12 protein-coding genes are annotated in these 12,975 nt (G+C 69.4%); 9 read left to right on the top strand and 3 right to left on the bottom strand.

Annotated elements, in window-relative coordinates; translation table 11 throughout:
- The first annotated feature begins 138 nt into the window (after window positions 1-138).
- The gene (locus ACFYRX_RS41015) at window positions 139-657 is read left to right on the top strand and encodes a GNAT family N-acetyltransferase (RefSeq protein ID WP_389111953.1); all 519 of its coding nucleotides are present in this window, start codon (window positions 139-141) and stop codon (window positions 655-657) included.
- On the opposite strand, the gene bcp is transcribed toward ACFYRX_RS41015, so the two are convergent.
- Window positions 638-1,105, bottom strand: a complete 468-nt coding sequence (bcp, locus tag ACFYRX_RS41010; RefSeq protein ID WP_389111764.1) for a thioredoxin-dependent thiol peroxidase — start codon at window positions 1,103-1,105, stop codon at window positions 638-640. The genes ACFYRX_RS41015 and bcp overlap by 20 nt on opposite strands.
- A gap of 126 nt (window positions 1,106-1,231) precedes the next feature.
- On the opposite strand from bcp, the gene ACFYRX_RS41005 reads away from it, so the two are divergent.
- Window positions 1,232-1,561, top strand: coding sequence for a DUF3618 domain-containing protein (locus tag ACFYRX_RS41005; protein WP_389111762.1), 330 nt, complete (start codon window positions 1,232-1,234; stop codon window positions 1,559-1,561).
- A gap of 92 nt (window positions 1,562-1,653) precedes the next feature.
- The gene (locus tag ACFYRX_RS41000) at window positions 1,654-1,956 is read left to right on the top strand and encodes a GroES family chaperonin (protein WP_389111951.1); all 303 of its coding nucleotides are present in this window, start codon (window positions 1,654-1,656) and stop codon (window positions 1,954-1,956) included.
- Window positions 1,957-2,018: 62 nt separating this feature from the next.
- Here ACFYRX_RS41000 and ACFYRX_RS40995 read toward each other — a convergent pair whose 3' ends face one another.
- A complete protein-coding gene (locus tag ACFYRX_RS40995) occupies window positions 2,019-4,451 on the bottom strand; it encodes a transglycosylase domain-containing protein (protein WP_389111761.1) in 2,433 nt (810 codons plus the stop codon).
- A 202-nt stretch (window positions 4,452-4,653) separates the two neighbouring features.
- On the opposite strand from ACFYRX_RS40995, the gene ACFYRX_RS40990 reads away from it, so the two are divergent.
- The 4 genes from ACFYRX_RS40990 to ACFYRX_RS40975 all read left to right on the top strand — a co-directional run bounded on the left by ACFYRX_RS40990 (window position 4,654) and on the right by ACFYRX_RS40975 (window position 8,127).
- Window positions 4,654-5,454: an ABC transporter permease gene (locus ACFYRX_RS40990; protein WP_389111950.1), complete on the top strand. Its 801-nt coding sequence runs from the start codon at window positions 4,654-4,656 to the stop codon at window positions 5,452-5,454.
- A gap of 73 nt (window positions 5,455-5,527) precedes the next feature.
- Window positions 5,528-6,292, top strand: coding sequence for an ABC transporter permease (locus ACFYRX_RS40985; RefSeq protein WP_389111948.1), 765 nt, complete (start codon window positions 5,528-5,530; stop codon window positions 6,290-6,292).
- Window positions 6,289-7,257 (top strand): ATP-binding cassette domain-containing protein, encoded by a 969-nt coding sequence (locus ACFYRX_RS40980; RefSeq protein ID WP_389111759.1) that lies wholly within the window; start codon window positions 6,289-6,291, stop codon window positions 7,255-7,257. Before ACFYRX_RS40985 ends, ACFYRX_RS40980 begins: the two co-directional genes overlap by 4 nt.
- 33 nt (window positions 7,258-7,290) lie before the next feature.
- On the top strand, window positions 7,291-8,127 hold the full coding sequence (locus ACFYRX_RS40975; protein WP_389111758.1) for a DUF1707 domain-containing protein: 837 nt from the start codon (window positions 7,291-7,293) through the stop codon (window positions 8,125-8,127).
- Window positions 8,128-8,426: 299 nt separating this feature from the next.
- Here the strand turns inward: ACFYRX_RS40975 and ACFYRX_RS40970 are convergent, their stop codons facing one another.
- Window positions 8,427-9,761 (bottom strand): SGNH/GDSL hydrolase family protein, encoded by a 1,335-nt coding sequence (locus tag ACFYRX_RS40970; protein ID WP_389111756.1) that lies wholly within the window; start codon window positions 9,759-9,761, stop codon window positions 8,427-8,429.
- A 195-nt stretch (window positions 9,762-9,956) separates the two neighbouring features.
- Here ACFYRX_RS40970 and ACFYRX_RS40965 point away from each other — a divergent pair, with 195 nt between their 5' ends.
- Together ACFYRX_RS40965 and ACFYRX_RS40960 are read left to right on the top strand one after the other, a co-directional pair.
- The gene (locus ACFYRX_RS40965) at window positions 9,957-11,291 is read left to right on the top strand and encodes a DUF445 domain-containing protein (protein ID WP_389111754.1); all 1,335 of its coding nucleotides are present in this window, start codon (window positions 9,957-9,959) and stop codon (window positions 11,289-11,291) included.
- 68 nt (window positions 11,292-11,359) lie between these two features.
- Window positions 11,360-12,811: an MFS transporter gene (locus ACFYRX_RS40960; protein WP_389111753.1), complete on the top strand. Its 1,452-nt coding sequence runs from the start codon at window positions 11,360-11,362 to the stop codon at window positions 12,809-12,811.
- Window positions 12,812-12,975: the final 164 nt, after the last annotated feature.

Below are 12,975 nucleotides of genomic sequence, written 5' to 3'. Positions count from 1 at the left end.
CCGCGCGTTCGCGGCCTCGTACGGAGTAACGAACCGCTAATCGGACAGTCACGCTCGGGATGTAAAGGGGCTGGTAGAATGGCCGTCATCAACGTGGCCTTCCGGGTGCGGACCTTGTCCGTTCGGGAGGCTTTTTTTATGACCTCAGAACATGACGCGGATCTGGATCTGCGAGCAGCGACCCCTGACGACCGAGCCGCCGTCGAACGCCTCTGGCTCATGTTCCGGCACGACATGAGTGAGTTCGTGGGAGGTGTGCCCAACGCCGACGGGACCTTCCGCAGTGAGCGGCTGGAGGCTGCGTTCTCCGGTGACGGCGACTGGGCGCCGTATCTGATCGGCCTCGGTGGGCGGCCTGTCGGGTTTGCCTTCGTGCGGGGGCTCAGTGGGCCCACCCGGGTGCTCAACAGCTTCTTCGTCGTGCGGGGAGTGCGGCGTACCGGGGCCGGGTTGTGGGCTGTGCGGGAGGTGGTGGCTCGGCATCCGGGGGAGTGGGAGATCGCTTTTCAGGACAACAACGCCGGCGCCGCGAGTTTTTGGCGGCGGGTTGGCGAGGAGCTGGCGCCCGGTGAGTGGCGGGAGGAGCGCAGGCCGGTGCCCGAGCGGCCCGACCTGGCTCCTGACTGCTGGATCTCGTTCAGATACCCAAGTCCTTGATGATCTTCGCCACGTGTCCGGTCGCGCGGACGTTGTACAGGGCGCGTTCGACCTTGCCCTCCTCGTCCACGATGACGGTGGAGCGGATGACGCCCATGTACGTCTTGCCGTAGTTCTTCTTCTCGCCGTAGGCGGCGTAGGCCTCGGTGACGGTCTTGTCGGGGTCGGCGAGGAGGGTGATCCTCAGGGATTCCTTGTCGCGGAACTTCGCCAGTTTCTCCGGGGAGTCCGGGGAGATGCCGATGACGTCGTAGCCCGCGCCGGCCAGCACCTCCAGGTTGTCGGTGAAGTCGCAGGCCTGCTTCGTGCAGCCGGGGGTCAGGGCGGCCGGGTAGAAGTAGACGATGACCTTGCGGCCCTTGTGGTCCGAAAGGGACACGTCGGTGCCGTCGGCGTCGGGCAGGGTGAAGGCGGGGGCCACGTCCCCGGGCTGGAGTCGCTCGCTCATTGGGTCAGCGTAACCGGGGGTCCTGACAGTGCGGTCGTGGGCGGAACTGACAGACTGTCCAGGACAGGCGACAACGACAGGCATCGACAGACATCGACAGGCATCGGCTATTTCGGAGGCCCCACCGTGGCGGACACGTCGGACATCAGAACCCCGGCGCAGATCGAGGCGGACATCAAGCGCCGCCGCGAGCTTCTGGCGGAGACGCTCGACGAGATCGGGGTGCGGGTGCACCCGAAGACGATCGTCGGTGACGCCAAGGCCAAGGTCGTCTCCAACATCGACCACACGCTCGGGCGGGCGTACGTCTCCGTCAACAAGGCGGTCACCGATGTGAAGGCCCAGTTCGTGGACGAGGAGGGTGCTCCCCGTCTTGAGCGGGTGGTGCCCGTGGCCCTCGTCGTCGTGGGGCTCGTGGGGCTGCTCGCCCTGGGCACCCGGCGTCGTAAGGGCTGACCCGGACGCGTACGGGGGCTTCGAAGGCAGGTAGGTTCAGTGGCGTGAGCGCCAAGAGAATCGACACGCACGACGACAAGCTGCCCATCCGGATGCTGCACGACCGTGTGCTCGTGCGGCAGGAGAACGGCGAGGGCGAGCGGCGGTCGGGTGGCGGCATCCTCATTCCCGCCACCGCGGCCGTCGGGCGCCGGCTGGCCTGGGCCGAGGTGGTCGCGGTGGGTCAGAACGTGCGGACGGTGGAGCCGGGGGACCGGGTGCTGTACGACCCGGAGGACCGTGCCGAGGTCGAGGTGCGGGGCGTCGGGTACGTCCTCATGCGGGAGCGCGACCTGCACGCGGTGGCCGCGGACCGGTTCGAGGGCTCCGAGGACTCGACGGGTCTGTACCTGTAGATGGACGCTGAGAGGGGCCGGTGACTGTGGTCACCGGCCCCTCTCGCCGTGTCGTGGGACGGTCAGTCCCGTCTGGAGGAGGTGATCGCCGGGCCTCCGCCCGTCGTCGTTCCCTCGGTCGAGCCGTTCGTGGTGCCGCCGGTGGTGTCACCTGTCGTACCGCCGTCGGTGGTCCCGCCGGTCGTGGGGTCGCCTGTGGTTCCGCCGTCGGTGGTGCCGCCGTCGGTCGTGGTGCCTCCGGTGGTCGTGTCGCCGGTGGTCCCGCCCGTCGTGGTGTCGCCGCCGGTCGTGGTGGTGCCGCCGTTGTCCTGGCCCTGGGACTGCCCCTGGGTCTGGCCCTGCGTCTGGCCCTGGGTGTCCTGGCCGCCGGTGGTGTCGCCCGTGGTGCCGCCGTCGTCCTGGCCGCCGGTGGTCGGGTCGGCCGGGGCCTGGGTGCTGGGGGCCTGGGTCTCGGCGCCCGGCTGGAGTTCGAGGTCGAAGTCGCTGACCGGCTTCCCCTTGAGGGCGGCCTTGGTGTACTGCGCCCAGATCTGGGCCGGGGGGCCGCCGCCGTTGACGCGCGGCAGGCCCATCGCGTTGTACAGCGACTTGTGGGCGGCGGTCACCGGGTCCTGGCCCATGACGGAGACGACGGTGGCGAGTTCGGGGGTGTAGCCCGCGAACCAGGCGGCGGTGTCCTCCTCGGCGGTGCCGGTCTTGCCCGCGGCGGGGCGGTCGGCGGCCTGCGCGGCGGTGGCGGTGCCGTTGTCGACGACGCTCTGCAGGACGGAGGTGGTGGTGTCGGCGGCCTCGCGGCTGATGGCCTGCTTGGTCTTCTGCCGGGGCAGCTCGACGGCCTCCGAGCCGTCCTTGGTGATCTTGTCGATCATCGTGTACGTGCCGTGCCGGCCGTGGTTGGCGATGGTGGCATAGGCCTCGGCCATGTCGAGGACGCTGGCGGTGTTCACGCCGAGCGCGATGGACGGGGTGGCCGTCAGGTCCGGGGTGTCGGCGGGGATGCCCAGGTCGATGGCGGTCTGCTTGACCTTGTCGGAGCCGACGTCGACGGCCATCTGCGCGTACACCGAGTTGACGGACTTGTCGGTGGCCGCACGCACGGTGATCTCGCCGTAGGAGCCGTCGTCCTCGTTCTCCGGGGCGTAGGTGCCGCCGTTCCACCCGACGACGGGGCGTTTGTTGGTGCCGTCGTAGTAGGTGTTCGGGGTGATGAGCTGGCCGTCCTGGGTCTCGGAGTCGTTCTGGACGGCCGAGGCGAAGACGATCGACTTGAAGATGGAGCCGACCTGGAAGTCGCCGCGGGTGGCGCCGTTCGTGTACTGCTTGACGTAGTCGACGCCGCCGTACATGGCGACGACCTTGCCGGTCTTCGGGTCGACGGAGGCGCCACCGGCGCGGACGTAGTTGTCGACCTTGTTGTTCTTCTTGTCGAGCTTGTCCATCACCTGGTCGTTGACGGCCTTGACGAAGGCGTCCTGCTTGCTCTTGTCCAGGGTGGTGGTGATGCGGTAGCCGCCGGCTTCCAGCTGCTCCGAGGTGATGATCTTGTTGGTGGTGAGGTAGTCCTTGATCGCCTGGACGATGTAGCCGCGCTGTCCGGACAGGCCGGTGGAGATGGTCTGTTCCTTGGGCATCGGGAACTTCAGTCCGGTGCGCGCGGACTCACTCAGCCAGCCCTTCTTGACCATGCCGTCCAGGACGTAGTTCCAGCGGGCCTCGGCGGCGGCCTTGTTCTCGGGGTGTGCGACGACGTCGTACTCGCTGGGTGCGTTGACCAGTGCGGCGAGGTAGGCGGCGTGGGCCGGGTCGAGGTCGACGGCGTCCATGCCGTAGTAGGCCTGGGCGGCGGCCTGGATGCCGTAGGCGGTGCGGCCGAAGTAGCTGGTGTTGAGGTAGCCCTCGAGGATCTCGTCCTTGGACTTCTCGCGGTCCAGCTTGATCGAGATGAAGAACTCCTTGGCCTTGCGGGTGACGGTCTGTTCCTGCGCCAGGTAGTAGTTCTTCACGTACTGCTGGGTGATCGTGGAGCCGGACTGCTTGCCCTTGCCGGTGGCGGTGTTCCAGGCGGCGCGGAGCATGGCCTTGGGGTCGATCGCGGACTCGGAGTAGAAGTCGCGGTCCTCGGCGGCGAGGATGGCGTGCTGGGCGTCCTTGGAGATCTGTGCGAGGCCGACGTTCTCGCGGTTGATCTCACCGTCGCGGGCGAGCTGGCTGCCGTCGGCGTACAGGTAGACGTTGGACTGCTTCATGGCGAGCGCGTTGGCCGGCGGGATCTTGACCATGGAGTAGCCGATGTAGAACAGTCCGGCCAGGACGATCAGCCCGACGACGAAGGTGCCCAGCAGCATGCGCCACGTCGGGATGAGCCGCCGCCAGCCCGTGCGCTTGGGCCGCTTGGGCTTCTTGGGCTCCTTGGCCTTCGTCTGGCCGGGCTCTTCAGCCGCCTGCGGATCTCTCGGTGCCCAGCCCTCGGTCGGCTGCTGCGGCTGGTCGCTCATGTCGTGCACGGACTCCTGTTTCACGTCATACGTTCCCGTACGTCCTCGTACGCCTTCTGCGCCCCCTGTTGAAGACTCTCGCACCATGCGTTCCGTTCCCGGATATGGCGCGCGTCTCGCCCAGAAAATGGGTGGCCCGCCTCATCACCTGCGCACTAGGCTCGTGCGCTTTGGTGTCGGCGGGCCGAGGAGGGCTGTGGATGTGGGTTCCGGGCGGTTGTACGTGGCCGTCGCGGCGGGCGGATTCAGACGGTACGCGACGTATCGGGCGGCGACGCTCGCAGGGGTGTTCACCAACACCGTCTTCGGTGTGATCCTCGTCTACACGTATCTGGCGCTGTGGGACGAGAAACCCCATCTCGGGGGCTACGACCAGGCGCAGGCGGTCACCTATGTGTGGCTCGGGCAGTGTCTCTACTCGACCCTCGCGATCCAGGGCGGCGGCGCGGAGAAGGATCTGATGGGCCGCATCCGCACGGGGGAGATCGCGGTCGACCTGTACCGGCCCGCCGACCTTCAACTGTGGTGGCTGGCGAGCGACTTGGGCCGGTCGGTGTTCCAGTTGATCGGGCGCGGGGTGATCCCCTTCGCGTTCGGCGCGCTGTTCTTCCCGATGGCGCTGCCGACGGACGTCATGTCCTGGGCGGCCCTTGTGGTGGCGCTGTTCCTCGCGATGCTCGTCAGTTTCGGGATCCGGTATCTGGCGGCGCTGAGCGCGTTCTGGCTGATGGACGGCCAGGGCATCTCGCAGGCCGTGATGATCCTGGGCATCTTCTGCTCGGGGATGGTCCTCCCGCTGAACGCCTTCCCGGGCGTGTTCGGCGACATCGTGCGCGTGCTGCCGTGGGCGGCGCAGCTCCAGATGCCGGCGGACGTGCTGATGGGGAAGACCGACCCGCTCGGGGCGTACGCCTTCCAGGCGGTGTGGGCGGTCGTACTGCTGGCGGCCGGGCGGTTGTTGCAGTCGGCGGCGACGCGGCGGGTGGTGGTGCAGGGTGGATGAGGCATCGGGTTGGGGAGAGGGAGAGGCTGCGCGTCTGGGGGAGGGGCTGCGGGCCTATCGGCTGATCGCGGGCATGTGGATCCGCTCCGCCATGACCTACCGGACCTCCTTCGTCGTCACGGTGTTCGGCAACCTGGCGGTGACCGGCCTGGACTTCGTCGGGATCCTGCTGATGTTCTCGCAGGTCGACTCGCTGGGCGGCTGGACGCTGCCCGAGATCGCCTTCCTCTACGGCCTCTCGGTCACCGCCTTCGGCATCGCCGATCTGGTGCTCGGCTCGATGGACGTGCTGGGTGCCCGGATCCGCGACGGTTCCTTCGACGTGCTGCTCGTGCGGCCCGCGCCGGTGCTCGCGCAGATCGGGGCGGACCACTTCGCGCTGCGCCGGCTGGGCCGGATCACGCAGGGCGTGGTGGTGCTGGTCTGGGCGCTGGCGGCGGTCGACGTCGACTGGAGCGTGGTGAAGGTGCTGCTGGTGCCGGTGATGGTGGCCTGTGGCGCGGTGATCTTCAGCGCGGTGTTCGTGGCGGGCGCGGCGTTCCAGATCTACGCGCAGGACGCGAGCGAGGTGCAGAACGCGTTCACGTACGGCGGTACCACCCTGTTGCAGTATCCGCCGACGGTGTTCGGGAAGGACTTCGTGCGGGGGGTGACGTTCATGCTGCCCCTCGCCTTCGTCAACTGGGTACCGGCCTCTTATGTGTTGGGGCGGCCGTACCCGCTGGAGCTGCCGCAGTGGGTGGCCTTCGCCTCCCCGCTGGTGGCGGTGGTGTGCTGTGCGCTGGCCGGGCTGGCGTGGCGGGCGGGGCTCGGTTCGTATCGGAGTACGGGGAGTTGACGGTGGACGCCTTCATTGAACTCGACCAGGTCGAGAAGGTCTTCGAGGTGCGCAGGAAGACCGGTTTCCTGAAACGGGAGCGGCGGCAGGTGCGGGCGGTCGACTCGATCTCCTTCACCGTGGCGCGCGGCGAGATGGTCGGGTACATCGGCCCGAACGGTGCCGGCAAGTCGACGACGATCAAGATGCTGACGGGCATCCTGACGCCGAGTGGTGGCCGGCTGCGGGTGGCGGGGATCGACCCGTCGCGCGAACGCACGCGCCTGGCCCACCGCATCGGTGTGGTCTTCGGCCAGCGCACGACCCTGTGGTGGGACCTTCCGCTGATCGACTCGTACAAGCTGATGCACCGCATGTACCGCATCCCGGACGCCCGTTACCGCGAGAACCTCGACCGGTGTGTCGAACTCCTCGAACTGGACGACCTGTTGGACGTGCCGGTACGTCAACTGTCCCTGGGGCAGCGGATGCGGGGCGACATCGCGGCGGCGCTGCTGCACGACCCCGAGGTGCTGTACCTGGACGAGCCGACCATCGGGCTCGACGTCATCTCCAAGGCCAAGGTACGGGGATTCCTGCGGGAGTTGAACACCGAGCGCGGCACGACGGTCCTGCTGACCACGCACGACCTCCAGGACATCGAGCAGCTCTGCTCGCGCGTGATGGTCATCGACCACGGGCGCCTCATGTACGACGGTCCGCTGGCCGGCCTTCACGAGGTGGGCGAGAGCGAGCGCACGTTGGTCGTGGACCTGGAGCGCGAGTTGCCGCCGATCGAGGCGGCACCGGCGCGGGTGGTCAAGGTCGAGGGACCCCGGCAGTGGCTGGCGTTCCCGGCGGGGGAGTCGGCGGCGGCGCTGGTGGCTCGGGTCGCGGCGGAGTACCCGCTGGTGGACCTGTCGGTGCGGGAGCCGGACATCGAGGCGGTGATCGCGAAGATGTACGCGGAGCGGGCCACCGCATAGTGCGGGGCCGGGAGAACTCGTACGCTGCCTTGTATGACCGACGCTGTGTCTTCCGGGGGGACACCCCCCAGGCCGCCCACCCCGGAACTCCGGGCTTCCGACGCCGATCGTGAGCGGGTCGCCGAGGTTCTGCGGGACGCCCTCGCCGAAGGGCGGCTCGACATGGAGGAGTTCGAGGAGCGGCTGGAGACGACGTTCCGGGCCCGGACGTACGGGGAGCTCGCGCCGATCACCCGGGACCTGCCGGACGGCCAGGTGGCCGCTGCCAAGGTCGACATGGTGAAGCGGCCCGAGCCGGACGGGAGTTGGGCGTCCAGGATCGTCGGCGGCGAGGGGTCCTCCACGTGGGCCGTCGCCGTGATGTCCGGGTTCCAGCGCAGGGGGCGGTGGACCGTGCCCCGGCGGTTCAACTGCTTCGCCTTCTGGGGCGGCGGCGAACTCGATCTGCGGGAGGCGAACTTCGCGGACCGCGAGGTTGTGATCAACTGTGTCGCCGTCATGGGCGGGATGCAGGTGATCGTGCCGCCGGGGGTCGAGGTCGTGGTCCGCGGGATCGGGATCATGGGCGGGTTCGACCAGCGTGAGGAAGGTGTGCCGGGGGATCCGGGAGCACCTCGTGTCATCGTCACCGGGTTCGCGTTCTGGGGCGGGGTCGGTGTCGAGCGGAAGGTCACCCGGGCGGAGCGGCAGCGGCTCCGGGAGGAGCGGCGCCAGGACAAGCTGGACCGGCGTGCGGCCGAGCGTGAGCTCAAGGAGTCGGCCCGGGACGAGGCGCGGGATGTGCATCGGCGGATGCTCGAGGGACACCACGACCTGAGGCGGGCCCGGCACGAGGATCGCCGGGAGAGGCGCCGACGGCGCGAGGACTGAGCGGTCGTCCGGCGGCCGCGGGCCCGTCGTGGCTGGTCGCGCAGTTCCCCGCGCCCCTGGGTGGGTGCGGCTGGGGCGTGCCTTGTCTGGACCCACTCGGGGGCGCGGGGACTGAGCGGTCGTTCGGCGGCTGCGGGTCCGTCGTGGCTGGTCGCGCAGTTCCCCGCGCCCCTATGGGTGCGGCTGGGGTGGTCGTGACCTGCGGGTCCGTCGTGGTTGGTCGCGCGGTTTCCTGCCCGCCTAGGTGCACCCACCCAGGGGCGCGGGGAACTGCGCGACCAGCCCCCACCGGGCCGCAGCTACAGTCGGGCCGCCGCCGATCCCTTCAGGTACTCCAGATCGAACGCATCCGCCATCCGCTCGTACCCCCTGTCGTTGGGGTGGAGACGGTCCCCCGAGTCGTACAGGGGGCGCAGGAGCCGCGGGTCGTAGGGGTCCCGTACCGCCTTGTCGAAGTCGGCCACCGCGTCGTACACCTTCCCCGAGCGGATCTCCGCGTTGATGGTCTGGCGCACACCTTCCCGCGCCTCGGTCCAGCCGCTGCGGTCGCCGAAGGGCATGAGCGTCGCGCCGACGACCTTGATGCCGTGGGCGTGGGCCTGGCGGACCAGGTCGCGGAGGCCGGTGAGGATCCTGTCCGGGTCGGCGGTGCCCGGCGTGCGGAGGATGTCGTTGATGCCGAGGTCGATGACGACGATCTTGACGTTGGGACGGTCGAGCACGTCGCGGGTGAAGCGGCGGATGCCGGCCTGGTTCTCCAGCGGGCGTCCGCGGGCGTCCGCGAGGACCTGGTTGCCGCCGATCCCCGCGTTGACGACGCTGTAGCGGGGGAGGCCCCGACCGGCGGCCAGGGCCGCGCGCAGACGCCGGTTCAGGTAGTCCGGCCAGCGGTTGTTCGCGTCGGCCGTGGAGTTCTTGCCGTCGGTGAGCGAGTCGCCGAAGGCGACCACCGTGCCGTCGGCCTCGTCGCTCAGGACGTCCAACGCGGTGAGATACCGCCAGTAGCCGACCCGCTCGGTGTACGCCGTCCCGGTCTCGTCCGCCGTGCGGTCGCCCTCGGCGGCGTACGACGTCTGCCGTGCGGCCGGGTGGTAGGTGACCGGGCCGGAGAGGGTGGGGGAGTAGGTGGTGACCAGGACGTCGGCGCCCGCCGGGACGGGCAGGGCGACGGCGTCGCTGACCGTCTGCGCGCCCGCCGCGATGACGGCCCTGGTGCTGCCGGCGAACGTGAGCCGCCGCATGGTCCCCGCGCTCGCCTTGGCGCTCTTCGTGCCGGCGGCGAGCGCGATGGTCGCGTGGGTGATGGTCAGCGCGCTTCTGCCGTAGAGATTGGACAGCGTGATGCGGGCACTCGTACCGCCGACGCCGGCGTGGACGACGTTGCGGACGGAGCGGCCCGTCATGCCCTCGTTCGCGGTGCCGGGCTCGGCACCGACCGGGGAGGCGGACCAGGTGCCGACCCAGGATCCGGCGGAGACGGGTGCGGCGGAGGGACGCGAGGGTCCGGAGCCGGACAGTGAGGTCCCGGCCCTGGTGTCGGTGTCGGCCGCCACTCCGACGTAGACGGCGGTGGACAGGGCCACGATCGCGGCGATGATCGCGGCGAGCAGGGCGTAACCATGACGCCTTGTCATGCGGTGCTGTTCTCCTCAGGAGATGGGAGCCCGGGGCTCCGATCTGATCAACTCATGATGAGGCATGAACCTGGGGACAAGTGACGAGACCCCCTCCGGTTCCCTCGTCCGGTCGGGCGTCGGGAACTCTTGTTCCGTTCCGGGAGTCGGTCGGGAAGGGACACTGTGTGAGGGATCACCGAACGGGTGGAGCGGATGGAACGTACGAAATCTGAGGAAACCGGACCATCTGACGTGGAGCGGCGTGGCCGGGCGGACGTCCGTGCGATGAACACCTTCAGCGAGGCCGACCTGGAGAAGCAGCGCGGTGTGCGGCGCATGAAGCTCACCGCGACCGGACTGCTGCTCTTCGTCGCACTGGTGTACGTGCTGGCCAAGTGGGCGTCCCATGAGGGTGCCGGGACCTGGGCGGAGTACGTCGCCGCGGCCGCCGAGGCGGGCATGGTCGGTGCGATGGCCGACTGGTTCGCGGTCACGGCCCTCTTCCGTCACCCTCTTGGCCTGCCCATCCCGCACACCGCGATCATCCCCACCAAGAAGGACCAACTGGGGGTGTCCCTCGGCGAGTTCGTCGGCGAGAACTTCCTCTCCGAGGACGTCGTACGGCAGCGGCTGCGCGCGGTGGGGATCGGCAGCCGGCTCGGCGCGTGGCTGGCGGAGCCCGAGCACGCCGACCGGGTGACGGCGGAGCTGTCGGCCGCGCTCCGGGGCGCCCTGACCGTGCTGCGGGACTCCGACGTCCAGGCCGTGGTCGGTGAGGCGATCACCCGGCGGGCCGACGCCCAGGAGATCGCGCCCGGCATCGGGAAGATGCTGGCGAAGGTCGTCGCCGACGGGGGACACCGGCGGGCCGTCGACCTCGTGGTGGCCCGCGCCCATGACTGGCTCGTGCTGCACGACGAGCAGGTCATGGACGCGGTGCAGGGCGGAGCGCCCGGCTGGACCCCGCGTTTCGTCGACAAGAAGGTCGGTGAGCGGGTCTTCAAGGAACTCCTGCGGTTCGTGACGGAGATGCGGGACATGCCGTCGCATCCGGCGCGCGGGGCCCTGGACCGGTTCCTGTCGGACTTCGCCTCCGACCTCCAGTCCGACACCGACACCCGCGCGCGTATCGAACGGCTCAAGGGCGAGGTGCTGGGGCGCGGCGAGGTCCAGGACCTCATCGCCTCCGCCTGGACCGCCGTACGGTCGATGATCGTGTCCGCCGCCGAGGACGAGCGCAGTGAACTGCGGCTGCGGGTACGGGCGTCGCTGCTGTCGCTGGGCGCGCGGATGGCCGTGGACCCGAAGGTGCAGGCGAAGGTCGACGGGTGGGTGGAGGGGGCCGCGGTGTACGTGGTCACCACCTACCGGCGCGAGATCACCTTGCTGATCACGGACACGGTGGCCGGGTGGGACGCCGAGCACACGACCCGCAAGATCGAGGCGCACATCGGCCGGGACCTCCAGTTCATCCGCATCAACGGCACGGTGGTGGGGTCACTCGTGGGGCTGCTGATCTACACGGTGTCGCGGGCGCTCGGGGCGTAGACGCGCTGGTCGGGGGAACCCGGGGGAGGTTCGTTCGACCCCGCACGTCTCGAGGAGGGAGCGGTCCCTTGACCACCGCGCAGGCCGAATCCGGCCGTACTGTGACGACGAACGTCCCCGCTCGGCTCGACCGGCTCCCCTGGTCCCGCTGGCACTGGACGATCGTCATCGGGCTCGGCACCGTATGGATCCTCGACGGCCTCGAGGTCACGGTCGTCGGCAACATCGCGAGCCGGCTGTCGGAGCCGGGCAGTGGGCTCGACATCTCCTCCGGGCAGGTCACCGGTATCGCGGCGGCGCTGTATGTGGCGGGCGCGTGTGTGGGAGCCCTGTTCTGGGGGCGGCTGACCGACAAATGGGGCCGCAAGAAGCTGTTCATGATCACGCTGGCCGTGTATTTGGCGGCCACCGCGCTTACCGCGGTGTCCTTCGACTCCTGGTGGTTCTTCCTGTTCCGGTTCCTGACCGGGTTCGGGATCGGCGGGGAGTACGCGGCGATCAACTCCGCGATCGACGAGCTGATCCCGGCGCAGTACCGGGGGCGGGTCGACCTGATCATCAACGGGAGTTTCTGGCTGGGAGCGGTGGGGGGATCGCTGCTGTCGATCGTCGCGCTGAACACGGAGGTGTTCGCGAAGGACGTGGGGTGGCGGCTGACGTTCGCACTGGGCTCCGTGCTGGCCTTCGTGATCCTTCTCGTACGGCGACATGTGCCGGAGAGTCCGCGGTGGTTGCTGATCCACGGGCGGGACGAGGAGGCCGAACGGATCGTCACGTCGATCGAGGAGCGGGTGGAGGCGGAGCGGGGTTCGGCTCTGCCGCGGGCCGAGGGTGAGATCACGATCCGTCAGCGGCGCAGTGTCTCGTTCCTGGAGATCGCGCGGACGTTGTTCTCCGACTACCGGCGCCGCTCTGTGCTGGGGTTCTCGCTGTTCATCGGCCAGGCCTTTCTGTACAACGCGATCACCTTCGGCTTCGGCGCGATCCTCACGACGTTCTTCGATGTGCCTACCGGGAGCACCGGGTACTACTTCGCGGTCATCGCGATCGGCAACTTCTGCGGGCCGCTGCTGCTGGGGAAGCTGTTCGACACGGTGGGGCGGCGGGTGATGATCTCGTCGACCTATCTGCTCTCGGGACTGCTGCTGTTCGCGACGGCCTGGCTGTTCGACCAGGGGTCGCTGAGCGCGACCACGATGACGGCCTGCTGGTGCGCGGTGCTGTTCTTCGCCTCTGCGGGTGCGTCCAGTGCTTACCTCACGGTGTCCGAGGTGTTCCCGATGGAGACGCGGGCGATGTCGATCGCGTTCTTCTACGCGCTGGGGACGGCGGCGGGTGGTATCAGCGGGCCGCTGCTGTTCGCCGACCTGACGAGTACGGGGAAGGTCGGTGACACGGTGCTGGCCTTCCAGATCGGGGCGGGGCTGATGTGTGCGGCGGGGTTGGTGGCGGCGTTTCTTGCGGTCCATGCGGAGCGTCGCTCCCTGGAGGACATCGCGAAGCCGCTGACGGCGACGTGATCTCTGCGGGTTCGGTGGGGGCGGGCGTTTTGCGCAGTTCCCCGCGCCCCTGAGGTGGGTGGGTCGGGGCCGGGGGGGGGGGGGGGGGGGGGGGGGGGGGGGGGGGGGGGGGGGGGGGGGGGGGGGGGGGGGGGGGGGCGCCCCCCCCCCCCCGCGCCCCCCCC

It is taken from the genome of Streptomyces sp. NPDC005374, assembly GCF_042872225.1.
Taxonomy (GTDB): domain Bacteria; phylum Actinomycetota; class Actinomycetes; order Streptomycetales; family Streptomycetaceae; genus Streptomyces.
The sequence above is the reverse complement of the archived record's forward strand: the minus strand, read 5'-3'. Positions and strand labels throughout refer to the sequence as shown.